This is a genomic window from Immundisolibacter sp. (assembly GCF_014359565.1).
Taxonomy (GTDB): Bacteria; Pseudomonadota; Gammaproteobacteria; order Immundisolibacterales; family Immundisolibacteraceae; genus Immundisolibacter.
In genome coordinates this window covers 70,534-94,464 of sequence record NZ_JACIZD010000001.1, presented here as the reverse complement: position 1 = coordinate 94,464, position 23,931 = coordinate 70,534, and the positions used below count along the sequence as shown (strand labels likewise).

24 protein-coding genes are annotated in these 23,931 nt (G+C 65.6%); 15 read left to right on the top strand and 9 right to left on the bottom strand.

Features of this window, described 5'->3' with window-relative positions:
- The 3 genes from H5U26_RS00445 to H5U26_RS00435 all read right to left on the bottom strand — a co-directional run bounded on the left by H5U26_RS00445 (position 1) and on the right by H5U26_RS00435 (position 1,645).
- Entirely contained in the window at positions 1-366 is a 366-nt protein-coding gene (locus H5U26_RS00445) for a nuclear transport factor 2 family protein (protein WP_290615622.1), read from the bottom strand.
- Positions 367-431: 65 nt separating this feature from the next.
- Positions 432-818, bottom strand: coding sequence for a DUF4345 family protein (locus tag H5U26_RS00440; RefSeq protein ID WP_290615621.1), 387 nt, complete (start codon positions 816-818; stop codon positions 432-434).
- 29 nt (positions 819-847) lie between these two features.
- Positions 848-1,645, bottom strand: coding sequence for a class II aldolase/adducin family protein (locus H5U26_RS00435; RefSeq protein WP_290615620.1), 798 nt, complete (start codon positions 1,643-1,645; stop codon positions 848-850).
- A 215-nt stretch (positions 1,646-1,860) separates the two neighbouring features.
- On the opposite strand from H5U26_RS00435, the gene H5U26_RS00430 reads away from it, so the two are divergent.
- The 3 genes from H5U26_RS00430 to H5U26_RS00420 are packed head-to-tail and all read left to right on the top strand — an operon-like array spanning position 1,861 to position 4,684.
- Positions 1,861-3,222, top strand: a complete 1,362-nt coding sequence (locus H5U26_RS00430) for an SRPBCC family protein (protein WP_290615619.1) — start codon at positions 1,861-1,863, stop codon at positions 3,220-3,222.
- Positions 3,219-3,713: an aromatic-ring-hydroxylating dioxygenase subunit beta gene (locus tag H5U26_RS00425; RefSeq protein WP_290615618.1), complete on the top strand. Its 495-nt coding sequence runs from the start codon at positions 3,219-3,221 to the stop codon at positions 3,711-3,713. Before H5U26_RS00430 ends, H5U26_RS00425 begins: the two co-directional genes overlap by 4 nt.
- Positions 3,714-3,721: 8 nt before the next feature.
- Positions 3,722-4,684: a nitronate monooxygenase gene (locus tag H5U26_RS00420; RefSeq protein ID WP_290615617.1), complete on the top strand. Its 963-nt coding sequence runs from the start codon at positions 3,722-3,724 to the stop codon at positions 4,682-4,684.
- A gap of 192 nt (positions 4,685-4,876) precedes the next feature.
- Here H5U26_RS00420 and H5U26_RS00415 read toward each other — a convergent pair whose 3' ends face one another.
- Positions 4,877-6,073, bottom strand: a complete 1,197-nt coding sequence (locus H5U26_RS00415; RefSeq protein ID WP_366055868.1) for a PilT/PilU family type 4a pilus ATPase — start codon at positions 6,071-6,073, stop codon at positions 4,877-4,879.
- A 47-nt stretch (positions 6,074-6,120) separates the two neighbouring features.
- Complete coding sequence (locus H5U26_RS00410) at positions 6,121-7,158, bottom strand: type IV pilus twitching motility protein PilT (protein ID WP_290615615.1); 1,038 nt, start codon at positions 7,156-7,158, stop codon at positions 6,121-6,123.
- 129 nt (positions 7,159-7,287) lie between these two features.
- On the opposite strand from H5U26_RS00410, the gene H5U26_RS00405 reads away from it, so the two are divergent.
- From H5U26_RS00405 to H5U26_RS00365, 9 genes are all read left to right on the top strand, one after another.
- The gene (locus tag H5U26_RS00405) at positions 7,288-7,971 is read left to right on the top strand and encodes a YggS family pyridoxal phosphate-dependent enzyme (RefSeq protein WP_290616829.1); all 684 of its coding nucleotides are present in this window, start codon (positions 7,288-7,290) and stop codon (positions 7,969-7,971) included.
- A 34-nt stretch (positions 7,972-8,005) separates the two neighbouring features.
- A complete protein-coding gene (gene proC, locus H5U26_RS00400; RefSeq protein WP_290615614.1) occupies positions 8,006-8,827 on the top strand; it encodes a pyrroline-5-carboxylate reductase in 822 nt (273 codons plus the stop codon).
- A gap of 3 nt (positions 8,828-8,830) precedes the next feature.
- Positions 8,831-9,424, top strand: a complete 594-nt coding sequence (locus tag H5U26_RS00395) for a YggT family protein (protein WP_290615613.1) — start codon at positions 8,831-8,833, stop codon at positions 9,422-9,424.
- Positions 9,421-9,726, top strand: coding sequence for a DUF167 domain-containing protein (locus H5U26_RS00390; protein WP_290615612.1), 306 nt, complete (start codon positions 9,421-9,423; stop codon positions 9,724-9,726). The genes H5U26_RS00395 and H5U26_RS00390 overlap by 4 nt, the downstream gene beginning before the upstream one ends.
- The gene (gene yrfG, locus H5U26_RS00385) at positions 9,723-10,379 is read left to right on the top strand and encodes a GMP/IMP nucleotidase (protein WP_290615611.1); all 657 of its coding nucleotides are present in this window, start codon (positions 9,723-9,725) and stop codon (positions 10,377-10,379) included. The genes H5U26_RS00390 and yrfG overlap by 4 nt, the downstream gene beginning before the upstream one ends.
- Positions 10,380-10,664: 285 nt before the next feature.
- Complete coding sequence (locus H5U26_RS00380; RefSeq protein ID WP_290615610.1) at positions 10,665-15,260, top strand: LAGLIDADG family homing endonuclease; 4,596 nt, start codon at positions 10,665-10,667, stop codon at positions 15,258-15,260.
- 17 nt (positions 15,261-15,277) lie between these two features.
- The gene (locus H5U26_RS00375; protein ID WP_290615609.1) at positions 15,278-15,997 is read left to right on the top strand and encodes a hypothetical protein; all 720 of its coding nucleotides are present in this window, start codon (positions 15,278-15,280) and stop codon (positions 15,995-15,997) included.
- 250 nt (positions 15,998-16,247) lie between these two features.
- A complete protein-coding gene (locus H5U26_RS00370; RefSeq protein WP_290615608.1) occupies positions 16,248-16,646 on the top strand; it encodes a lysozyme inhibitor LprI family protein in 399 nt (132 codons plus the stop codon).
- A gap of 707 nt (positions 16,647-17,353) precedes the next feature.
- Positions 17,354-18,355 carry an IS110 family transposase gene (locus H5U26_RS00365; RefSeq protein WP_290615607.1) on the top strand — a complete coding sequence of 334 codons (1,002 nt, stop codon included), beginning with the start codon at positions 17,354-17,356 and terminating at the stop codon, positions 18,353-18,355.
- 88 nt (positions 18,356-18,443) lie between these two features.
- Here the strand turns inward: H5U26_RS00365 and nhaR are convergent, their stop codons facing one another.
- Complete coding sequence (nhaR, locus tag H5U26_RS00360) at positions 18,444-19,370, bottom strand: transcriptional activator NhaR (RefSeq protein WP_290615606.1); 927 nt, start codon at positions 19,368-19,370, stop codon at positions 18,444-18,446.
- A gap of 110 nt (positions 19,371-19,480) precedes the next feature.
- Here nhaR and htpX point away from each other — a divergent pair, with 110 nt between their 5' ends.
- The 3 genes from htpX to H5U26_RS00345 all read left to right on the top strand — a co-directional run bounded on the left by htpX (position 19,481) and on the right by H5U26_RS00345 (position 21,730).
- On the top strand, positions 19,481-20,359 hold the full coding sequence (htpX, locus tag H5U26_RS00355) for a protease HtpX (protein ID WP_290615605.1): 879 nt from the start codon (positions 19,481-19,483) through the stop codon (positions 20,357-20,359).
- A 35-nt stretch (positions 20,360-20,394) separates the two neighbouring features.
- Positions 20,395-20,676, top strand: coding sequence for a zf-TFIIB domain-containing protein (locus H5U26_RS00350; protein WP_290615604.1), 282 nt, complete (start codon positions 20,395-20,397; stop codon positions 20,674-20,676).
- Between the two features lie 97 nt (positions 20,677-20,773).
- Complete coding sequence (locus H5U26_RS00345; protein WP_290615603.1) at positions 20,774-21,730, top strand: TerC family protein; 957 nt, start codon at positions 20,774-20,776, stop codon at positions 21,728-21,730.
- Between the two features lie 36 nt (positions 21,731-21,766).
- Here H5U26_RS00345 and H5U26_RS00340 read toward each other — a convergent pair whose 3' ends face one another.
- The 3 genes from H5U26_RS00340 to H5U26_RS00330 form a co-directional block, all read right to left on the bottom strand.
- Entirely contained in the window at positions 21,767-22,126 is a 360-nt protein-coding gene (locus H5U26_RS00340) for a hypothetical protein (protein WP_290615602.1), read from the bottom strand.
- A 19-nt stretch (positions 22,127-22,145) separates the two neighbouring features.
- On the bottom strand, positions 22,146-22,670 hold the full coding sequence (locus H5U26_RS00335; protein WP_290615601.1) for a hypothetical protein: 525 nt from the start codon (positions 22,668-22,670) through the stop codon (positions 22,146-22,148).
- Between the two features lie 218 nt (positions 22,671-22,888).
- Positions 22,889-23,884 (bottom strand): hypothetical protein, encoded by a 996-nt coding sequence (locus H5U26_RS00330; RefSeq protein WP_290615600.1) that lies wholly within the window; start codon positions 23,882-23,884, stop codon positions 22,889-22,891.
- Positions 23,885-23,931: the final 47 nt, after the last annotated feature.

The window sequence follows — 23,931 nt, the reverse complement described above, 5'->3', positions numbered from 1 at the left end:
CTAGTTCGGGGCGGGTGTGGACTGCCAGGCGGTCATCTTCCAGGCGCCGTCTTCCTGCACGTAAACCGCGGTGTACAGCACCTCGGCCTGCAGCGGCCTGCCGTTCAGAACGACCTCAACGTGATTGCTGCCGGTCAGCAGCGCCACCGTGTCGGCAATCGGGCGCGCCTGCCGCTGCAGCGGCCGGATGACGCGGTACTGCATGGCGCCGCCGATGGCGGCATCCAAATATTCGGCCCGGTCCTGCGTCAGGCCGTTGCTGTGCACGTAGCGCAGTTCCCGGGCCAGGGTGCGGTCCAGGGCCGGCCGGTCGGCGGCGATCAGAGCTGCGGTGCGTGCGTCATCGGCGGCGAGAACCTCTTGCATAGGATCGGCTCCGGCTGCGCCGCTGACGGCAATCAACAGAAACATCAGACGCCTGGCCCAGCTCATCACACGCGCCCCCGCAGGCGGATCAGCGCGACCACCGCCAGCAGCGTGGTGATGCCCTCGTAGATGGCGGCGCCCGGATTCGCACCGGCTGGACCGTGGATGCCCATGGCGACGCTGCGCGCCAGAACCAGGCCGCCCATCACGGTGGCGATGGCCGTCAGGCCCGGCACCGTCCATTCCCGCCGCCAGCCGGCCAGCAGGCAGAAGACGCCGAAACCGGCCTGCAGCCCACCGTACATGGCGCGCACCTCGACCAGCCCGGCGGCGGCTTCGAGGCCGTAGCCGGTGAAGCGGCCAGCCACCTCGACCGGATACAGAAAGCAGGCGACGGCATATCCGAAAAACGAAATGCCGGTGAAGATCAGCACGAATCTGGCCAGTGGCATGGTCACTCCTCCCTGTGTGAAAGCGCAGCTCAGTTTCGGTAGCTCGAATCCTGCCGGTCCAGCCAGCGCATCAGCGACCGAAACGGCAGTCCGCCCAGGCCGGTCGGCGTGATGATGCCCTGCTGGGTGGGCACCAGGTCGGCGATGCGCCCGAGCACCTCCGGCGCGCCGTGCAACGGCTGGCCCATCGACAATGCCGCCACCTGCACGCGGCAGGCGTGCTCCAGCAGCCACATCAGCATGAAGGCCTCGCCGACGCTGGCGCCGGCCGTGAGCATGCCGTGATTGCGCAGCACCAGCACTTTCTTGTCGCCGAAGTCGGCCACCAGGCGCTGCTTCTCGCCCTCGTCGACGGCCAGGCCCTCGAACTCGTGGTAGGCCACCTGCCCGGTCAGCTGCATCGAGTCCTGGTTCACGTGCAGCAGGCCGGTGGCGCAGGTCGATATCGCCTCGCCGGCCACGGTGTGGGTGTGCATGACGCACTGCACGTCGTGGCGGGCGGCATGGATGGCGCTGTGGATGACGTAGCCGGCGCGGTTCACGCGCGTCTCGCCGACATAGTCGCCGACCAGCTTGCCGTCCAGATCGATCCTGAGCAGGTTGGAGGCCGTGATCTCGTCGTACATCAGGCCGAAGTTGTTGATCAGGAAGTGATCGTCCTTGCCCGGCACCCGGGCGGTGATGTGGTTGAAGATCAGCATCGACCAGCCGAAGCGGTCGGCCAGGCGGTAGGCGGCGGCAAGCTCCACCCGCGTCTGCCATTCCTCGGGCGAGCATTGGTCGGGGCGGATGCCGACCGGCAGTTCGAAGTCACGGGGCTGGTTCATGGCGTGTTTCTCCTCGGGGTCATGGGCGGGCCATCCGTAGCCACGTGAGCGGTGCGCCGACGTACCGGCGCGGGTCCGGTGAAGCATAGCGCCCGGCGGCGCGCTTGCGGCACTTACCTTACGATCGTTAAAGTTGCCTCGCCAGGGATGGCGCGTGCCCGACAGCAAACCGTCGCAGCGGTGGATCGCCGTCCGCGAACCGGAGGAGAAGCTCAATGAACGCCATCCACGACAGCGCCCTGCCGGTGCCGGAACGCTACCTGCGCGACGACCCGGCGGCCGGCGTGTTCGATGTCCACCGCGACGTGTACCGCGACCCGGCGCTGTTCGAGCTGGAAATGCGCCACGTGTTCGAGCGCCACTGGGTGTTCCTGGCGCACGAAACGCAGCTGCCCAAACCGCTCGATTACCTGGCCACCTGGATCGGCCGCCAGCCGGTGCTGCTGCACCGCGACGACAAGGGCAAGATCGGCGCCTTCCTGAACGTGTGCCCGCACAAGGGCGCGGCGGTGTGCCAGAGCGAATCGGGCAACCGCAAGTTCCACGTCTGCCCGTACCACGGCTGGACCTTCGACGCCCGAGGCAACTGCGTGCTGGTCAAGGACCGCGCCCAGGGCGCGTATCCGGCGCATTTCGAGCAGGCCGACACGCGCCTGCCGCCGCTGGCGCGCTTTGGCAATTACCGCGGCTTCCTGTTCGGCAGCCTGAACCCCGACGTGCCACCACTGGAAGAACACCTGGCCGGCATCAGCGCGTTTCTGGACATGATCGTCGACCAGTCCGAGCACGGCACCGAGGTCATCCCCGGGCGCTCGTATTACACCTACGACGCCAACTGGAAGATGCAGCTCGAGAACTGCCTGGACGCCTATCACCTGACCTCCACCCACCCGAGCTTCATCAACATCGCCGCCTCGCGCGCCAGCGGCGGCAGCAGCTTTCGCAACATCGACATCGCCGATTTCGTGGACCCGGCCATCCCGTCGGGCAGCTACACCTTCGCCAACGGCCACGGCGCGATCTGGATCCACACCGCCAACCCCGAGGTGCGGCCGCTGTACCGCCAGTACGACGCGCTCAAGGCGCGCGTCGGCCAGCAGCGCGCCGACATGATGCTCAAAACCATCAACTTCACGGTGTTCCCGAACCTGCAGTTCTCGTGCAACGCCTGCATCCAGATGCGCGTCATGCGCCCGCTGGCGGTGGACCGCACCGAGATGCGCAGCTACTGCATCGGCCCGAAGGGCGAGCCGGCCGACCAGCGCAAGCTGCGGATTCACCAGTTCGAGGATTTCTTCAACCCGACTGGCCTCGCCACGCCGGACGACTCGCGGGTGTACGAGTCGGTTCAGATGGGTCTGCGCGCGCGCAGCGCGCCGGCGGTTGGCCTCGGTCATCTGCGCGGGCTGCGTCAGGTCATTCAGGGGCCGGACGAGTTCGCGCGGGAGATCGGCATCACGCCGCTGACCTCGTCCAGCGGCCGCTCGGACGTGCAGGACGAAACCGTGTTCCATGGCTCCTATCGGGAGTGGGCGCGGCGCATCAAGGCCGGCCTGGCCAGCGAGGTGACGCCATGAGTCCCGAGCAGGCCCTCGCCACCGGCAGCGCGCTGCTGTACCGCCAGGCCCGGCTGCTCGACGAGCGCCGCTGGCAGGACTGGCTGGACCTGTTCACCGAGGACTGCGAGTACTGGGTGCCGGCCTGGCTGAGCGAACAGCGCCAGACCGAAGACCCCAACACGCAGGTGTCGCTGATCTACTACGACCTGCGCTCACGCCTGGCGGACCGGGTGTGGCGCGTGCAGTCCGGCACCTCGGTGGCCTCCGACCCCATGCCGCGCACCTGTCACGCCATTACCAACATCCAGGTGGACGAAGCCGGCGACGATGCGATCCGGCTGTTTGCCGTCTTTCGGGTGGATTACCACTGGCGGGCGCAGTCGCAGGCCTACTTTGGCCACTACCAGCACACGCTGCGCCGCGACGGCACCGACTGGCGCATCGCGCGCCAGAAAATCAGCGTGCTGAACGACTACATCCCGACCCTGCTCGATTTTTATCTGGTCTGAGGCTGCCCGTGACTGCAAGGCAATTCAGAACCCCGTTTTGCGAACACATCGGCATCGAGCTGCCAATCGTGCTGGCCGGCATGGGCGGCGTGTCCTGGCCCAGGCTGGTCGCCGCGGTCAGCAATGCCGGTGGCCTTGGCGTGTACGGCGCCGCCGGGCTGGAGCCGGCGCAGATTCGCGAGCACATCCAGGAAATCAAGTCCCTCACCGACAAGCCCTGGGCGCTGGACCTGCTGGTGCCGATGGCCGGCGTGTTCGACGCCCAGCTCGACGTGATGATGGACGAGGGTTGCCCTATCTTTCTGTCGGCGCTGGGCCTGCCGGTCGAGCTGATGCCACAGCTGCGCCGGGCTGGCATGAAAGTCGGCGCCATGATCGGCGCGCCCCGCCACGCCCGAAAGGTGGTCGCGGCCGGGGTTGATTTCATCGTCGCGCAGGGCACCGATGCCGGCGGTCACACCGGCAACATCGGCACCTGGAGCCTGATCCCGCAGGTAGTGGCGGTGGCCGGCGACACGCCGGTACTGGCGGCCGGCGGCATCGCCCACGGCAGTCAGCTGGTGGCGGCGCTGGCCATGGGCGCGCAGGGCGTGGTGCTGGGCACGCGCTTCATCGCCAGCGACGAGGCCCGGGCGGTCGAGTCCTGGAAACGGCGCATCGTCGGCGCCGAGGCCAGCGACACCACGCTCACGCGCTGCTACAGCGGCAAGCAGATGCGCGGCTTTCGCAACAGCTACACGGATTCCTGGATCGGCCGCGAGGCGGACATCCTGCCGTTTCCGCAGCAGATGGAGGCGTCGCGGCAAGCCGGCGTGCTGGACCTGCTGGGCACCAGCGACGACCCGGACCGCGGCTGCCTGCCGACCGGCCAGAGCTGCGGCGGCGTGCACGACATCAAGCCGGCCGGCGCCATCGTGCGGGATTTTCTGGCCGAGGCGGGTGCTGCGCTCGAGCGTCTGCCGGTGAGCTGAGCCGGCCCGGCCCGGCAGCCGGCTGAAGCCTGGGGACGCTGGGGATCCACCCTGGATTTTCTCGGCGCCCGCCACCTGGAGAAAACCCGGGTGGGAACGCAGCCTCGCTGCGCGAGGATCGCCCGGCACAGCCGGGCTCCTACAACCAGCGATCGTGGCAGGGCATCCCTGCGCTGCGGGAGCCGCCGTTCCCTAGCTGTTCTGGCCTTCGCCCGGCCGGGAGGCCATCGGCAGCGGGCGGCTGAACACCAGCGGTGCCGGCTCGTCCTTGACCTCTTGCTTGAGTGAGAATTTCTGCGAATCCTGCGCCATCTGGGCCGCCGCGCCATCGCGTTCCAGCTTGATCAGCAGGCGCAAATCGTTGGCCGAATCGGCGTTGGCGATGGCCTCGTCGTAGGTGATGACGCCTTCGGCATACAGGGCATGCAAGGCCTGATCGAAGGTGCGCATGCCAAGCTCGTTCGAGCGGGCCATGATCGGCTTGATCTCGTGCACCTGGCCCTTGCGGATCAGGTCGGTGATCAGCGGGCTGGCCAGCATCACCTCCACTGCCGCGCGCCGCCCCTTGCCGTCGACGGTCGGCAGCAGGCGCTGCGAGACGATGGCCTTCAGGTTCAATGACAGGTCCATGAACAGCTGCTGGCGCCGGTCCTCGGGGAAGAAGTTGATGATGCGGTCCAGCGCCTGGTTGGCATTGTTGGCATGCAGCGTGGCCAGGCACAGATGGCCGGTTTCGGCAAAGGCGATGGCGTGTTCCATGGTTTCGCGGGCGCGGATTTCGCCGATCAGGATCACGTCGGGCGCCTGGCGCAGCGTGTTCTTGAGCGCTTCCTCGAAGGACAGGGTGTCCACGCCCACCTCGCGCTGGGTGACGATGCAGCCGCCGTGGGGGTGCAGGTACTCAATCGGATCCTCGATGGTGATGATGTGGCCGGTGCTGTTGTTATTGCGGTAGCCGACCATGGCCGCCAACGTGGTGGACTTGCCGGTGCCGGTACCGCCCACCATCAGCGCCAGCCCACGCTTGATCATGGAGATCTCGCGCAGCACCATCGGCACCTGCAGCTCTTCCAGGGTCGGGATGTGGGTCTCGATCTTGCGCACCACCATGCCGACGTTGCCGCGCTGGATGAAGGTGCTGACCCGGAAGCGCCCGATGCCGCGCGCCGAGATGGCGAACTGGCACTCGAAGGTGTTCTCCAGCTGCGTGCGCTGGCGCTCGTTCATGACGGCGTAGCACATTTCGCGCGCCTGTTCGGCGTCGAGCTTTTCCTCACAGGCCGGCTTCACGGTGCCGTGCGTCTTGATGCTGGGCGCGACGCCGGCGGTCACGAACAGGTCCGACGAGTTCTGGTCGACCATCATCTGCAGCAGGGTGGCGAAGTCGATCACGGCGGGCTCCGGGTGATGAGGCAGTTCCAGCGGGCGGTTGCCGGCTAGCGGAACAGTTCCTTGTTGACGGCACGCACGGCGGCCTCTTCCCGGGTTATCTTGCGGTGCGTGACCATTTTCTGCAGGCACTGGTCGAGTGTCTGCATGCCGTGCGCCTGGCCGGTCTGGATGGCGGAGTAGATCTGCGCCACCTTGTTCTCGCGGATCAGGTTTCGAATCGCCGGCGTGCCCATCATGATCTCGTGCGCGGCGACGCGTCCGCCGCCGATGCGCTTGAGCAGGGTCTGCGCGATCACCGCGCGCAGCGATTCGGACAGCATGGCGCGCACCATATCCTTCTCGCCGGACGGGAATACGTCGATGATGCGGTCGATGGTCTTGGCGGCCGAGCTGGTGTGCAGGGTGGCGAACACCAGATGCCCGGTTTCGGCCGCAGTCAGCGCCAGGCGGATCGTTTCCAGGTCGCGCATTTCGCCGACCAGGATGGTGTCGGGGTCCTCGCGCAGGGCCGAGCGCAGGGCCTCGCTGAAGCCCAGCGTGTCGCGGTGCACCTCGCGCTGGTTGATCAGGCAGCGCTTGCTCTCGTGCACGAACTCGATCGGGTCCTCGATGGTGACCACATGGCCGTATTCGGCCCGGTTCTTCTCGTCGAGCATGGCCGCCAGGGTGGTCGACTTGCCCGAACCGGTGGGTCCTGTCACCAGCACGATGCCGCGCGGCAGCATGGCCAGTTCGGCAAAGGCCTGCGGCGCTTCGAGCTCCTCCAGGTTCAGGATCTTGTTGGGCACGTTGCGGAAGGCCGCCGCCGCGCCGCGGTGCTGGTTGAATGCGTTGACCCGAAAACGCGCCAGGCCGGGGATCTCGAACGAGAAGTCGGTTTCCAGAAACTCCTCGTAGTCCTTGCGCTGGCGGTCGTTCATGATGTCGTACACCATGTCGTGGACCTGCGAGTGGTCCAGCGCCGGCAGGTCGAGCCGGCGCACATCGCCATCGACGCGGATCATCGGCGGCATGCCCGCCGACAGGTGCAGGTCAGACGCCTTGTTGGTAACCGTGAATGCCAGCAGTTCAGTGATGTCCATGCGGTCGATGCACCTTGCGCGAGCGCCCCTCGGACCCGGGGGCGGTAGGGGCCGCTGCTATACTGCGCCGCGATCCAACAGTGGGGTTATGCCATTACATCTGCCACTGCTGCAAATTCTTTAACGTATCTGGACGCCCGCTGGTGGGCCGTTCAGGAACGCCTGCGCGTTGCACAAGAACGCTTTGGTCGCCCGCCGGGCAGTGTCGTGTTGCTGGCGGCAAGCAAGGCCCAGCCTGTCGAACACATTCGGCAACTCGCCGCGCTGGGCCAGCGTGCCTTCGGGGAAAACTACCTGCAGGAAGCGTGCCCGAAAATGGACGCCTGCGCCGACCTCGACCTGGAATGGCACTTCATCGGCGCCATCCAGGGCAACAAGGCAGCGCAGGTCGCCTGTCGCTTCGACTGGGTGCATACGCTGGCGTCGCAGCAGACGGCGCTGCGTCTGGCCGCTGCGCGTCCACCGGCCCTCCCGCCGCTGAACGTATGCCTGCAGGTCAACATCGATGCCGAGCCGAGCAAGGCTGGCGTGGCGCCGGTCGCGGTGGCCGATCTGGCGCGCGCGGTGGCTGGATTGCCACAGCTGCGCCTGCGTGGATTGATGGCCGTTCCGGCGCCGGCCTCCGATTTCCAGGACCAGCGTCGACCTTTGCGGGCGCTGCGTGAGCTGTGGCTGGAACTGCGCGGGCAGGGCTTTGAGCTCGATACGCTGTCGATGGGCATGAGTGGTGATCTGGAAGCGGCGGTCGCCGAGGGCGCCACGATAGTGCGCATTGGCACCGCCCTGTTTGGGCCGCGTCCGACGCGGTATTGACACGGCTTGGAAAAGGACAAAAAGGACAATCGGCATGGCGGGTGAAATCGTCTTCATCGGCGGCGGCAACATGGGCCGTGCGCTGCTGGGCGGGCTGCTTGCCGACGGCACACCGCCCGAGCGCCTGGCCGCTGCCGAGCCGGATGCCGGCCGCCGGGAGGCACTGGCGCGCGAGTTCGGCATGCTGACCGCAGCGCGCGGCGAGGATCTGGTCGGCGCTGCCGGCGTCGTGGTGCTGGCGGTCAAGCCGCAGGTGCTCAAATCGGTGGCGCGGGGCCTGGCCGCACACTTTGCGTCCACGCGGCCGCTGATCGTGTCGATCGTTGCCGGCATTACCGAAGCCGACATCGACGCCTGGCTGGGCGGCGATTTCCCGGTTGTGCGCTGCATGCCCAACACCCCGGCGCTGGTGCGCCAGGGCATCAGCGCCCTGCACGCCAATGCCCGGGCCAGCGCTGCGCAGCGGCAGCAGGCGGAACACATCCTGCGTGCCGTGGGCAGCGTGGTGTGGGTGCCGGACGAGGCGCAGCTGGACGCCGTCACGGCGCTGTCGGGCAGCGGTCCGGCGTATTTCTTTGCGGTGATGGAAGCCATGGAGCAAGCCGGCGTGGCACTGGGTCTGAGCGCCGATGTCGCGCGCCGGCTGACCTTGCAGACGGCGCTGGGCTCGGCCGTGCTGGCCACCCAGAGCGGTGAAGCGCCCGCCACGCTGCGGGCACAGGTCACCTCGCCCGGCGGCACCACGCAGGCGGCGCTCGAGGTGCTGCAGGCCGGCGGGCTGGCAAGGCTGTTCAACGAGGCAATCGGCGCCGCCCACCGCCGCGCGGGTGAACTGGCGCGGCAGGCGCAGGACTGAGGCATGGTGTACTCACCCCTCACCCAGGCCGGCCTGTTCCTGGTACAGACCGCGTTTGGCCTGTATGCGGCGCTGGTGCTGCTGCGCCTGCTGTTCCAGGCCATGGACGTCGACTTCCGCAACCCGCTGTCGCAGGCCGTCTACAAGGCGACGCAGCCGGTGCTCAAACCCCTGCGCCGCGTGCTGCCGATGCGCGCACGGGTCGAGCCGGCGCTGGTTGTGTTGCTGCTACTGGTCAAGCTGTTGGAGGTATATGCCCTCAGTGGCCTGCGCGGCTACCTGCCGGGCCTGATCGGCGCGCTGCTGATGGCGGTGGCGCAGTCCCTGGCGCTGCTGATGCTGACCCTGAGCGCGCTACTGATCGTGCGGGCGATCGCCAGCTGGGTGGTCGCCGCCGGCGCCGGCTACAACCCCATGCTGCGCCTGCTCGAACAGCTCACCGAACCCCTGCTGGCGCCGCTGCGGCGCATCATCCCGCCCTTGGGCGGCATGGATTTCTCGGTGCTGGTGGCGCTGGTGGCGGTGCAGTTGGTCAACATCCTGCTGGTACAGCCGTTCATCATCTTGGCGGCCCGGATCATGGTGCAGGGTCTGTGAACGCAGCGCCGTATCGTCGCCAGGGCGCGGTCTGGCTGGTTGATTTGCTGGTGCAGCCGCGGGCGGCGCGCACCGAACTGGCCGGCCTGCACGATGGCCGCCTGAAATTGCGCCTGACCGCACCGCCGGTGGACGGCGCCGCCAACGCGGCGCTGGTGCAGTTTCTGGCCGAGCGTCTGGACCTGCCGCGCAGCGCGCTGAGCGTCGCCAGCGGCAGCACCGGCCGGCGCAAGACGGTCAGCATCAACGCCGGTTGCGAGCTCGCCCCGCGCCTGGCGGGCCTGATGGGGGCGTCGTCATGATTGACTGGAGCTGCATCGACACCGTGCTGCTGGACATGGACGGCACGCTGCTGGACCTGCATTACGACAACGCCTTCTGGTTCGACCACCTGCCGCGCACCTGGGGCGAACGGCGGGGACTGGGCCTGCACGAGGCGCGCAGCGTCATTCACGGCCAGGCCGAGAGCCGCCGCGGCACGCTGGATTTCTACTGCATGGCCTACTGGAGCGAGCTGCTGGAACTGGACGTGGCGGCGCTCAATACCGAGCTGGCGCACCTGATCGGCCTGCGCCCGCAGGTGCCCGAATTCCTGGAATGGCTGGGCGCGGCCGGCAAGCGGCGCGTGCTGGTCACCAACTCGCACCGCAGCGGGCTCGATTTCAAGCTTGCCCGCACCGGGCTTGCGGCGTGGCTGGACGAGATCATCTGCGCGCACGATCTGGCCCTGCCCAAGGAAGCGCCGGACTTCTGGCCGCGCCTGCAGGCGCAGCAGGGCTTCGACCCGGCACGCACCTTGTTGGTCGACGACAACGCGCACGTGCTGCGCGCGGCGCGCGACTACGGCATCGGCCACCTGCTGGCCATCGCCCAGCCGGATTCACGCGCGCAGCCGCAATTTCTGCCCGACTTGCCGATGCTCGAAAGCTTCCGCCAGCTGCTGCCACAGACCTGAATCGACTGCAAGACCCATCACAACATGTTGTGATGAAAGGAATTTAAGCGGCCCCACGCGGAGGCTTGAAAACCCTTGAAGGCCACTGCATTAGATATTTTAACTATCTGTTATTTAACAGATAAAAAAATATTCTTGGCAGCCGTTGACGTCCCAACCCGGCGCGCGTAATGTCCATCGGCCTTCACAAGATGTTGTGTTTTCTAGCCCTGGCCAAAGGCCACCGGCAGCCGCGCTCGCGTTGGCATCCTCGCACGCATAACGACCCAGGGAGTCTGAGCATTGATGAATAAGGTGGTCGCCATTCACGCAGCTGCGCGTAACGCAGACGTGCCCGTCCAGCCGGCCTCGCTGGACATCTGGGACAAGAAATACCGCCTCAAGGCCAAGGACGGCACGGTCATCGACCGCACCGTGGACGAGACCTACCAGCGCGTGGCGCGCGCCCTGGCCGACGCCGAAGCCCCGGACCTGCGCGAGCACTGGTACGAACGCTTCCTGTGGGCGCTGCGCCGCGGCGCCATCCCGGCCGGCCGCATCACCTCCAACGCCGGCGCGCTGGAGCACAAGCCGGCCACCTCCACCATCAACTGCACCGTGTCCGGCACCATCGAGGACTCGATGGACGACATCCTGCAGAAGGTCCACGAGGCGGGGCTCACGCTGAAAGCCGGCTGTGTCGCGCCTGATACCTGGGTGTTCACGGACCAGGGCCTGGTCAGCGCCCAGCAGGCGGTGCAAGGAAAGCACGCGCAAATCCTGGCCTACGACCGAAGCGCCCGGCGCTTCGAGATGCGCCGTATCGAGCGCCACCTGACCACACACGTGCCGCGTGCAGACAACATTGAACTGCGCGCCAACGGTGTGGCCCTGAAAACCTCGATCCGCCACCCGGTGCTGGTGTACCGGGACGGTGCCCTGAGCTATCAGCGCGCCGACGAGGTCCGGATGTCGGATGCTCTGGTGCAGCATTGCTTCCCGTGGCGGGCCGACGCGCAGGCGCAGCAGGAAGCCTGGTTTGCCGGCGCACATCTGGGCGATGGCAGTGCCTGCGAAAAACGCCACAGCTACCGGCCGACGCGCAGCGCTTGGCAGCACCGCGCGGCCGCCCTTGGCCGGCGGCTGGTGTTCAAGATCCGCGCTGCCGAGCGCGAGGTGGTCGAGCGCTATGCCGCGTTCTTTCAGGCCTTTTGCGGTAGCCGTGCGCAAGTGGTGGCCACCAGCACCCGCAACGGTACCCCGGTGTGGGACTTTGCCGTGGCGAGTTTCGCCGCCAGCCGGGCGGCTGAACTGATCGACTGGCAGGTCGGCGCCAAGACCGCCTGCCTGCGCGTGCCGGACTGGATCGCGCGCCATCCCGAGCGCCACTTCCTGCCATTCCTGGCCGGCCTGATCGACACCGACGGCACAGTCTGCCGCGAGCATGGCAGCGTCAGCCTGGCCACGCAAAACACCGTGTTTGCCGCGGAATTGAAGGCCCTGCTTGGCCTGTTCGGTGTCCACGCCGGGCTCACCGTGCGCCAGCCGCGCGAGCACGACTACAACGGTCACACCGTACGCGACAGCGGCGGCGCCATGCTGAAAATCAGCGACTCGGCCTTCCTGGACGCATTGGCGGGCTATATGGCCGATAGTGGCAAGCGCCAGCGTATTCAGGACCACGCCAGCCAAGCCGGTCAGTACGACCGTTACGTCGTGCCGGCCGACCTGCACGCGGCGCTGGCCACCCTGGAGGGCGAGCTTGGCCACCAGGAACGTCAGCGGCTCGGCTTCTATCACGGCTACCACCGCCAGGCAGTCGTCAGCCGCATCTGGCTGAATCGTTGGGCGCAGCGCTTCCCGGCCCTTGCGCCGCTGATCGACTTCGCCCGCTGTCTGCGCCCGGTCGAGGCCATCGAGCGCGGCCTGGATCTGCCCGAAACCTTCTACGACTTCACGGTCGAGAAGCACAACAACTATCTGGCCGGCAACGCCGGCCTGCTGGTGATCCACAACTGCGGCATCGGCTACGAATTCAGCACCCTGCGCCCGCGCGGCGCCTACGTGACCGGCGCCGGCTCGTACACCTCCGGGCCGCTGTCGTTCATGGATATCTACGACAAGATGTGCTTCACCGTGTCGTCGGCCGGGGGGCGGCGCGGCGCGCAGATGGCCACCTTCGACGTCGGCCACCCGGACGTGGTCGATTTCATCCGCGCCAAGCGCGAGGACGGCCGCCTGCGCCAGTTCAACCTGTCGCTGCTGGTCACGCGCGAGTTCATCGAGGCGGTCAAGGCCGGCAGCGACTGGCAGCTCGCCTTCCCGGTCGCCAGTCACGAGGCGGCGGCTGACGGCATCGACGTGCATACCGCCGACAACATCATCTGGCGCGAATGGCCCACCCACCGCGGCTACATCGTCAACGACCAGGGCCTGGTCGCCTGCCGGGTCTACAAGACCATCAAGGCGCGCCGGCTGTGGGACCTGATCATGACGTCCACCTACGACTACGCCGAGCCGGGCTTCATCCTGATCGACCAGTACAACGACCTGAACAACAACTGGTTCTGCGAGAACATCCGCGCGACGAATCCCTGCGTGACGGCGGACACCCGGTTGCACACCGCGCGCGGCATGATCCCGATCGGCGAGTTGTACGAGACCGGCGAGCCGCTGCAGGTGACGGTCGACACGCGGACCTTGTCCGAGGCAACGCGCGGCACAGCCATACGCCCGGCCAAGCCCGCGTTCATGACATCGCAAACTGCAGACGTGTACCGCGTGGTCACTCGGGAGGGCTACGAAATCAAGGCCACCGAGTGGCACGATTTCTATACTCAGCGCGGCAAGCTCAAGCTCAAGGAGCTGAAAGTCGGTGACGAGCTACTGATCCAGTCCGGCAAGGGCCAATTTGGCGATCAGGGCAGCCTTGAACTTGGATTACTTATCGGTCTGATAACCGGCGATGGGCATTTCACTGAAACGAAGAACAAGCAATCGATTGCCTATGTCAATTTCTGGGGTGAGGATCGGCCTCTCGCCACAAACATCGCCAGCCATGTAAACACCTTGATTGCCGGGACTGGCCTTCAGAAGGGCCGGGACTATCAGGTGCAGCCGGTTGCGGTCGAGAATCGCAACCACGTCTTTGTGGGCTCCGTGTTGCTGGCGCGCTATCTGCAGCACTACGGTTTCACCAAGGAATGCAAGTTCCAAGTGCCCGAAGTGGTCTGGCAGGGTACTGAAGACTGCGTGGTCGGCTACCTGCGCGGCCTGTTTCAGGCCGACGGTTCGGTCAATGTTTCGGGCAAGTCCTTGACGTGCTCCGTCCGGCTTGCCTCCAGTCAACCGAGCCTGTTGAAAGACGTCCAGATGTTGCTGGCCAATTTTGGAATATTTTCCCGAATCCACAAGCGCCGTGACGAGCAAGATCGTCTCCTGCCAGACGGCAAGGGCAGCCACAAGCTGTATCACTGCAAGGCCGACTACGAATTGATCATCGACGGCGAGTCCCGCGATCGCTTCATGCATGAAATCGGTTTTCTGTCAGAAAACAAGACGGCCAAATACAATGCATGGGTCGCGGATAAAAGTCTGCGCAAGACCCAGCGTTTCACCGCTCGCGTAGAGAAAATCGCTTACGAGGGTGTGCATCCGGTTTATGACACCACCCAGCCGGACCACAATTCCGTCGTGTTCAACGGCATCGTGACCGGGCAGTGTGGTGAGCAGGGACTCCCCCCCTACGGCGCCTGCCTGCTGGGCTCGATCAACCTCACCACCTTCGTCGAGGCGCCGTTCACGCCCGAGGCGCGCTTCAACTGGGACGAATACCGCGAGGTAGTGCGCGTGTTCACGCGCATGCTGGACAACGTGGTGGAAATCAACGGCCTGCCGCTGCAGCAGCAGCGGGACGAAATCTTCCGCAAGCGCCGCCACGGCATGGGCTTTCTGGGCCTGGGTTCCACGCTGACCATGCTCGGTCGCCGCTACGGCGACGCCCAGTCCCTGGAATTCACCGAAGCCGTGTCGCGTGAAATGGCCATTGCCGGCTGGGAAGCCGGCGTGGCGCTGGCCGAGGAAAAAGGCCCGGCGCCGATCATGGACGAGCTGTTCGAGATCACGCCGGACATGCTGCGCAAGCGCCCGGAACTGGCCGCCGACGGCCACAAGCTGGGCGACAAGCTGCCCGGCCGCGTGCTGCTGGCGCGCTACAGCCGCTACATGCAGCGCGTCGGCGGCGTGCGCCCGGACCTGATCGAGGCCATCGCCGAGCGCGGCGCGCGCTTCACCCACCACAGCTCCATCGCGCCCACCGGCACCATCTCCCTGTCGCTGGCCAACAACGCCAGCAACGGCATCGAGCCCAGCTTCGCCCACCACTACTTCCGCAACGTCATCCGCGAGGGTCGCAAGACCAAGGAAAAGGTGGACGTGTTCTCGTACGAACTGCTGGCCTACCGCCACCTGGTCAACCCGCGCGCCATCCCGGGTAGCGCCGACCCGGCCGAGCAACTGCCGGAGTACTTCATCACCGCCGAGGACATCACCCCCAAGGCGCACGTGGACATCCAGGCCGCCGCGCAGCGGTGGATCGACTCGTCCATCTCCAAAACCGCCAACGTGCCCACCGACTACCCGTTCGAGGACTTCAAGAACATTTACCTGTACGCCTACGACCAGGGCCTGAAAGGCTGCACCACCTTCCGCTTCAACCCGGCTGCCTTCCAGGGCGTGCTGGTCAAGGAAAAGGACCTCGAAAACACCACCTACCGCTTCGAGCTGGACGATGGCACCACCATCGAGGCCAAGGGCAACGAGGAAATCGAATACGACGGCGAAGTGCACACGGCCGCCAACCTGTTCGATGCCCTCAAAGAAGGCTACTACGGCAAGTTCTGATCGCCAGGAATCAACCCATGACCATTCGCATCGAAAAGAAAATCACCGGTTACAGCGTGGTTGGCGCCGACGAGCCGGCCCGCACCAGCGCGCCCAAAACCGAAATGCCGGCCGCAGAAAGCGCCGATCGGCAAAGCGCCAAAGTCATCCAGATGCACGAAAAGCTGGAGCGGCCGGAAACCCTGCGCGGCACCACCTACAAGATCAAGACGCCGCTCACCGAGCACGCCCTGTACCTGACCATCAACGACATCGTGCTGAACGCCGGCACCGAGCACGAGCACTACCGGCCGTTCGAGATCTTCATCAACTCCAAGAGCATGGAGCACTTCCAGTGGATCGTGGCGCTGACGCGCATCGTGTCCGCCGTGTTCCGCAAGGGCGGCGACATCACCTTCCTGGTGGAAGAGCTCAAGGCCGTGTTCGACCCGCGCGGCGGCTACTTCAAGAAAGGCGGCCGCTACATGCCGTCCCTGGTGGCCGAAATCGGTGATGCAATCGAACAGCACCTACGCACCATCGGCATGCTGCCCGACAGCGAACTCGACGCCCGCCAACTGAAACTGATCGAAGAAAAGCGCAACGAATACGAAACCCGCACCGGCCAGACCAAAGCCGACACCGACGCCACCTACCCCGACGGCGCCCAGCTCTGCTACAAGTGCAGCACCAAGGCCATGATCATGATGGATGGGTGTCTGACGTGTCTGAATTGCGGGGAGTCGAAGTGTGGGTGAAGCGAACAACCCGGCGCCACGCACAACGGCAGGTAGGTTGGGCTGACGCAGGAAGCCCAACAAGCCAAGGCAGGCAAGGACATAATGCGTAATCGGCGGACGTTAGCGCGCCACATTGGTCCGAAACAAACCTGCGGGCAAAAAGCCCGGATACGCAGATTTGGCGCGTCGACGACCCGTGGCGGAGAGAAATAAACGTTGGTCTTCCTGCGTCAACCCAACCCAACCTACATGAACTTAGGAATGATATATGTCGTACAGAAATATCGGCTTGATGTTTGTCGTGGCCGGCTCTGTAGCTTTCGGCTGGGCTGATTCGTCCGAAATGACGTGCGTCGAGGGTGGCAATCAACTGCAGTTGAATTTTTGCGCGGGTGATGACTTCAAGAAGGCTGACGGAGAAATGAATGCCCTGTACAAGGAACAGATCAATTATCTCAAAGATCCCGCCAAAACCCGGCTGAAACAATCTCAACGGGCGTGGATTGCCTTCAGGGACAAGGCGTGCCTTTATGAATCGGGTCCTCAAGAGGAATCTGGCTCAATATGGCCAATGGAAATGAGTAGGTGTCTTTGGCAGCACACCAAGCAACGCATTGAGGATCTGAAATCTTACGTTGCATGCAGAGAAAATGGCTGCCCCTATTAATTCGGGCCCGTCGGTCAACCTGACGGTTCGACTCTCGGACTGTGCTCGGGTTTAATATGTTGTATCAGGCGGCGCTGCAGGCTAACACTGCTTTAGACGTCAGCAAGCGTAGCCCGGATGAAGCGCGGCGGAATCCGGGATGATCCGGCCATAGCGTCCGCTAAGATTCTAATCCACCCTGCGTAAAGTGGGTGAACTTTTATCGACGTGATCGGTTGCTTGTAGGAGCGGGCCATGCCCGCGACCGCGGCCTCGCAAAGCGGCGTATTGGTGTAACTAATCGCGACCTTCCTGTCGCTACAAAAAATTGAGCGAATAGCCGGGTTGTTGATATTCCGAGCTGACGCCGTACGAATTTTTGCGCGTTGGCCGTCTTGAGAAATTCTCTATGTCGAATCGTAAAACCGAAGACGTCACCGGTGAATTATTGAACAACCGCGTGGGCACGCTGCGCTTTGCCCACCCTTGTATCTTATTTCTGCCCCTGGAAACGCGACCTTGGGGTATGGCGTGGCGGGAGATTGTGCCCACCCTGAGGCTGCGAGCCTGTGACGTAGATCAACCCCGCCGTGCCGCTGTGCGCCTTTTGAAACTGAACGGTAGTCCAAGACCCAGCAGTGCCTGAGAGTCTGCATGGACAAGGAAAGCACGGCCTCACGGCCAAGGCGCGGATCGCGGTCATGTGATGAACAGAGCGGGGGCACGTTGTGAAAACGGTAACGCTCGGTATCGATGTGTCTAAAGCCACGCTGGATGCGGCCTTGTGGTTGGGCGATCGGTCCAAGTGGCACACCAAGGCCAAGGTCGACAACCAACCGGCCGGGGTTCATACCCTGATCGAGTGGCTGCGTACCAAAACAGCGCTGGCGCCGTCGGCTTGTCGGGTGGTGCTGGAAGCCACCGGCGTGTATCACGAGGCGGCGGCACAGGTGTTCCATGACGCCGGTTACGAGGTTGTCATCGCCAACCCCAAGCGAGTACGCGACTATGCCAAGGGTCGTGGCCTGCTGACCAAGAACGATGCCGTCGACGCCCGCCTGTTGGCACGCTACGGCGCCGAAGGCGATGAGCTGGTGGCGTGGCTGCCGCCGACGCCGGAAATCCGCACCCTGCGCGCGCTGGTGGCGCGCCTGGATGCGGTGTCGCAGGACCTGCAACGGGAGGAGAACCGCTTGGAGAAGGCGCAGGCAACCGATACGCCCGGCCCGGTGCGGGACTCGCTGCAGCGTTCGCTCAGTGCCTTGCGCGCCGAACGCGAGCGGCTGCTGCGCGCCATCGACGCCCACTACGACCAGCATCCACCGCTCAAGCAGGCGCGCGATCAGCTCAAAACCATTCCCGGCGTGGGTGATGCCTGCGCCCGGCGCCTGCTGTGCCTGCTCAAGCGGCATCGGTTTGAGTCGGCCCGCCAGGCCGCCGCCTGTGCCGGCCTGGTGCCGATCGAATACCAGTCCGGGACCAGCGTCTACAAGCGTCCATGCCTGTCCAAGCAAGGCGATCCGCGCCTGCGCGCCACGCTGTACATGGCCGCCATCGTCGCCTCGCGCCACAACCCACCGCTGCGTAAGGCTTATCTGGACCTGATCGGGCGCGGCAAAACCAAGATGTCGGCCCTGGGCGCCCTGATGCGCCGCCTGGTCCACATCGCCTTTGGCATCCTCAAGCATCAGGCTCCCTTCAACCCCGCCCTGGTGGCAAAAATCGCTTGACCGGGAGAGACGGTATCTACCCGCCACTGCCAATAAGCGTCGCCTGGATGAAGTGCAGCGGAATCCTGGATGTGGCGAGCTGAAAACGTCATGGATACGGTTTTTCGGCGTTGCCGGAAAGAAACAGCGAACTGCGCGCGCCTTCGGTGACCACTCGGACCGCCGGGTGGCGCAGTCGCCGCTCGGTCGAGATGGCGTAGAAGCGCTCGCGTACTTCGTCCGTGGCGCCGATCAGGACCACGCCGTACTGGCGCACGATGTCGTCCGCCACCGCGCTCGGACCGGTGAACACGCCCACGCCGGCCTGGCCGAAGGACTTCATCAGGCTGGCATCGTCGAACTCGCCGGCGATCAGCGGACGGATGTCATGGCGGTCCAGCCAGTGGTCGATGGCGCCGCGCAGCGCCCCGCGGGGTGCCGGCAGCAGCAGCGGCGCTTCGCGCAGCAGGTCCGGAAACCGCCCCGGATGCCGCTCGCGCAGGCCCGGCGCGGCGAAGAAGCTGATCCCACACTCGCCCAGCAGGTGGCTGAAGGCGCGCAGCTCCAGATTGGCCGCCAGTGCCGTGTCCGCCAGCACCAGGTCGAGCCTGTGCAGCGCCAGTTCCGCCACCAGATCCTCGAGCGGGCCTTCCCGGCAGGCCAGCTGCACCGGGCGGTCCAGGGCGAGGGCCGGCGCCAGCAGGCGCTGCACGATGACCTTCGACAGCACATCCACGACGCCCACGCGAAACGGCAACGGCCGGTCGATGCTGCGTCCGGCGACGGCGGCCTGCATTTCCGAGCCCAGCCGAAAGATTTCCTGCGCGTAGCCGAACGCCAGGTGCCCGAGCTCGGTGAGCGCAATGCCCCGCCCGGCCGGGGCGAACAGCCGTCCACCCAGCGTGCGCTCCAGCGCGCGCAACTGGCCGGTGATGGTCTGAGGCGTCAGGAACAGCACCTTGGCCGCGCCAATGACGCTGCCCTCGCGCGCCACGGTCCAGAAGTAGTACAGGTGGTTGTAGTTGAGGCCGCGCATCCATTTACTCGGAATTACATTAGGTATGGACCATTAAAAAATCGATTTTTGTTGTTATCAAGCTTGTCGTAGGCTGCCCCGGCGTCGTTATCTGAAATCCGAGGCTCGCCATGAAACGTGTCGGTTTGTTCCTGCTTACCAACCTCGCCGTGTTGGCGGTGCTGGCGGTGACCAGCCGCCTGCTCGGCGTGGATCGGTTCCTCACCCAAAACGGCCTCGACCTGCCGGCGCTGTTCGGATTTGCCGCCGTGTTCGGCATGGGCGGGGCGCTGATTTCCCTTGCCCTGTCGCGCTGGATGGCGGTGCGCAGCACCGGCGCGCGGGTGATCGGCCAGCCGGCCGACGCCACCGAGCGCTGGCTGCTCGATACCGTGGCGCGGCAAGCGCAAATGGCCGGCCTGCCGATGCCGCAGGTGGCGATCTTTGACTCGCCGCAGCCGAACGCCTTTGCCACCGGCCCCAGCCGCGCGCGCTCGCTGGTGGCGGTATCCAGCGGCCTGCTCGAACAGATGGACCGGCGCCAGGTCGAGGCGGTGCTGGCGCACGAGATCAGCCATATCGCCAATGGCGACATGGTGACCCTGACGCTGATCCAGGGCGTGGTCAACACCTTCGTGATCGCGCTGGCGCGCATCGTCGGCTACGCCGTCGACCGGGCGCTGGCCGGCGGGCAGGAGCGCGAGGCGCCCGGTCCCGGCTTCTGGATCACCAGTCTGGTGTGCGAGCTGCTGCTGGGCATCCTGGCCACGATGGTGGTGATGGCCTTCAGCCGCCGGCGAGAATTTCGCGCCGATGCCGGCGGCGCGCGGCTGGCCGGGCGTGGCGCCATGATCGCCGCGCTGGAGCGCCTGCGCGCCGTGCACGAGCCACAGGCGCTGCCGGCCTCGCTGAACGCCTTCGGCATCCTGGGCGGCAAGGCGCTGGCGCGATTGTTCATGTCCCACCCGCCGCTCGAAGAGCGCATCGCGGCGCTGCGCGCAGCCCTCTGAGCCGCCCCTTTTCCGATCACCCGGAGGATGTCGCCATGCAATGCCCAAACTGCCAGCTCGACCTGCAGATGACCGAGCGCCACGGCATCGAGATCGATTATTGCCCGCGCTGCCGCGGCGTGTGGCTGGACCGCGGCGAACTGGACAAGATCATCGAACGCGCCGGCGCCAATGAGGGCCGTCCGCGAGCGGCGCCCCGGCAGGCGCCGCCTGAGCACGATCTTCGTCCCGGTGATGACGACTATCGCGGTCGCGATCATCGCCATCCGAAATCGCGCAAGCGCAGCCTGCTCGGCGAGCTGTTCGACTTCGACTGAACCCGGCGCGCCCGCGCGGCCGGCCCGGCCGGCGTCACCGCAGGCGGGCGGCGTATGGCCGGCCGCTGGATTTCTGCCTCCCTGAGAACGCGACACCATGATCGAGACGATCGGCAACGGCTGGATGTGGACAGGCTTCGTCGCCTTCATCGGGGTGATGGTGGCCATCGACATGCTGCTGCTCGGCAGGCAGGGGGCGCACCGCGTCAGCGCGCGCGAGGCAGGCGTCTGGTCGCTGGTGTGGGTGGCGCTGGCGCTGGCCTTCAACGCCGCGCTGTGGTGGTGGCTGGACGGGCAGCTGGGGCGGGAGATCGCCAACCAGCGGGCGCTCGAATTCCTGACCGGTTATCTGGTCGAGAAGGCGCTGGCGGTCGACAACATCTTCGTGTTCGTGTTGATCTTCGGCTACTTCGCCGTGCCGGCCGAGTACCAGCGGCGGGTGCTGCTGTACGGCGTGCTGGGCGCGATCGTGTTGCGCGCGGCAATGATCCTGGCCGGCGCGCTGCTGATCGCGCGCTTTCACTGGGTGCTGTACCTGTTCGGCGCGTTGCTGGTGGCCACCGGCTTCAAGATGCTGCTGTTCGCCGACCACGCGCCGGATCTGGCGAAAAACCCGGTGCTGCGCTGGCTGCGCGGGCATTTGCGGGTGACCGACGACTACCACGGCGACCGCTTCACCGTGCGCCGGGACGGCGTGCTGTGGTTCACGCCCTTGTTCCTGGTGCTGGTGATGATCGAGATCAGCGACCTGGTGTTCGCGGTGGACAGCATTCCGGCCATCTATGCCATCACGACCGATCCGTTCATCGTGTTCACGTCGAACATGTTCGCCATCCTCGGCCTGCGAGCGCTGTACTTTCTGCTCGCCGACATGGCGCAGCGCTTTCACCTGCTCAAGTACGGCGTGGCGCTGGTGCTGGTGCTGATCGGCGCCAAGATGCTGCTGGCCGAGCTGTACAAGCTGCCGATCGGCGTGGCGCTGGGGCTGGTGGCGCTGATTCTGGCCATCAGCGTGCTGGCGAGCCTGTGGCAGGCGCGCCGTCAGCAACCGTAGCCTGGATGAAACGCAGCGGAATCCGGGATGACCGACCTACGCGGACCACGCCTGTTGCGCCGCGCCACGGACGGCGATAGGCCGCGTTCGGCATGCGCCGAAATTCGGGCAGGACCAGAAATCACTTCGCCCCGCGCGTCCGGCCTTGCGGATCATCTTGATGTCGCATTTCGGGCAACTGGGCGTAACGTAATCGCCGCGTGTGACGTGCTGCAGCAGCGCGGTGCGCTCGGCGTCGGCAAGTGTCTGAACTTGCCGCAGCGACTCGTCGCCTGATACGAGCTTGCCGGCGGCAAAGTTGCTGGCCTCCGTTGAAAAGCCGGACACCGAATAGAAAATCGCCAGCGAGTAGCCCCTTACCCGGGAGGCGACGCGGAAAACGGCTTGATGCGGCATGGATTCCGCGCCCGGAGCGTCATTGGCCCGGTTTGGCGCGCGTCAGCGTCTGCCCGCCGCGCTGAGTGCGCAGTTCGTACTCGACGATGCGCGTGGTGATCGTGCCGCCCGCCGTGCCGGGAACCACGCCGGTCACTGCGAGCGTGAGATCGAGCGCGGCGCGACCGTAAGGTCCCAGCGTGTCGGCGATGCGCTGCGCGTCTTCGGCTGGCACGCGCCATAGCTGCGCGGTGCGCGCGTTGTCGAATTTCAGCGTGACATCGGTGCCGAGCGCCTTGTACGGGATGGTCGAGCTGGGGGAAAGCGCGCGGATGGTGTACTCGCCGTAGCCGGGGTCGTAGTCGCTCAACTGGGCATCGGCGAGCGTGACGCGCAGGAGGCCAACGTTCTTGACGGCGTCGCGCGCGGCTTCAAATTCAGCGGTGATCTGCTCACGCAGTGCAGCCTTTTGCGGGCCGGGGGCGAACTGCAGCCGGTTGTCGGCCTCGACCCAGCGCGCGATGGGCGCGGGTATGCCGGCCAGATCGTGATACAGCATCACCATTGCCACGTTTTCGGGATTGCTCAGCTCGCCGGTGCGATCCGCATACGGCGTGGCAGACGCAGGACTGGTCGCTGGCCCGGCGGCGGTGGTCGCGGGGACGGCGGGGACGTCCGGCGTGGCGGAGAGAGGTGCGGCCGCTTGCCCTGCGGGGGCGGCGTCTTGCGGCGCTTCCTTGCCGCACCCCGCAAGCGCGACAAGGATGGCGAGGGCAGTGCGCTTCACAGCTGGGGGCCGTCGGCGTTTTTCGCCGCGTCCTCGGCTTGTTTCGCGCGGCGGGCGTTTTCCTGCTGCAGCAGCGCTTGCTCGGTGGCCTGAATGCGCTCGTAGCCTTCGGCCTGGTTGACGACGATGACAGTCATCGATTCGGCAATCGCCGGGTTGTCGCGCAGTGGCACGATGCGGGCGGCGACTACCACACCGCAGTCAGGCGAGAAATTCACGCCGGAGTTGACGTACGCGTTGGCGTAGCAGGCGCCGAACAGCGGCGAGGATTCGGTGATGTGTCGACCAAAGGTGTCGTATGCCCAACGCAGGGTGCCATCGCCTGCTCGCCGTTCAGTTAGCGGTCCGTATTTGTCGACAAGCGCTTTTTCGACCGAAGCGACTGTCGGCTGGCGGCCTTCGGCGAACCATTCTTCGCGGGAAACGTCGGTCACCCGCTCGGCACCCGGCATACCCATCGTTCCGACGAACCACTTAGCCTCGCCCGGCGCGACATCGCGCACCAGTCGATTGGTGCCGCGCGCCATCGCCGCATCCTGCATTTCCTGCATGATTTCCTTGCTGGTTTTCTGGATGCGCTCCTTGGCAAAGCGACCGTGAAAACCCTGGCGAACGGTCTGGCCGTAGGTTGGGATATTGAAGCGTGCGCGCTTGTCGTCCACCACGATCATCAGGTCATGGCTGCACATCACCAGCTTCGCGGCCTCGTCGTAATCGAGACCGGGACGCACACCGACGATGTCGTCAACGGGAGCGTCGGCGGCTCGGGCTGGCGTGGCGAGCTTGGGGGGGCATTTAATCTTGCCGCGTGCCTCTTTCGCCACCTCAGCCGCGCTGGCATTGCCGGTGGGAGCGGTCGCTGGTTTACCTGCTTCGCCCATGCGAGCCGTCGCTGATTTGCCGGCTTGAGCAGAAGTTTCGGCTTCACTCCCGTCGCCCCCGCATCCAGCCAATACAAGGGTGAATGCCACGATCAGCACCAGCGCTTTCATTGCTCACCTATCGTGCAAAAAATGGTGGCCGAAACTAATTCATGAAA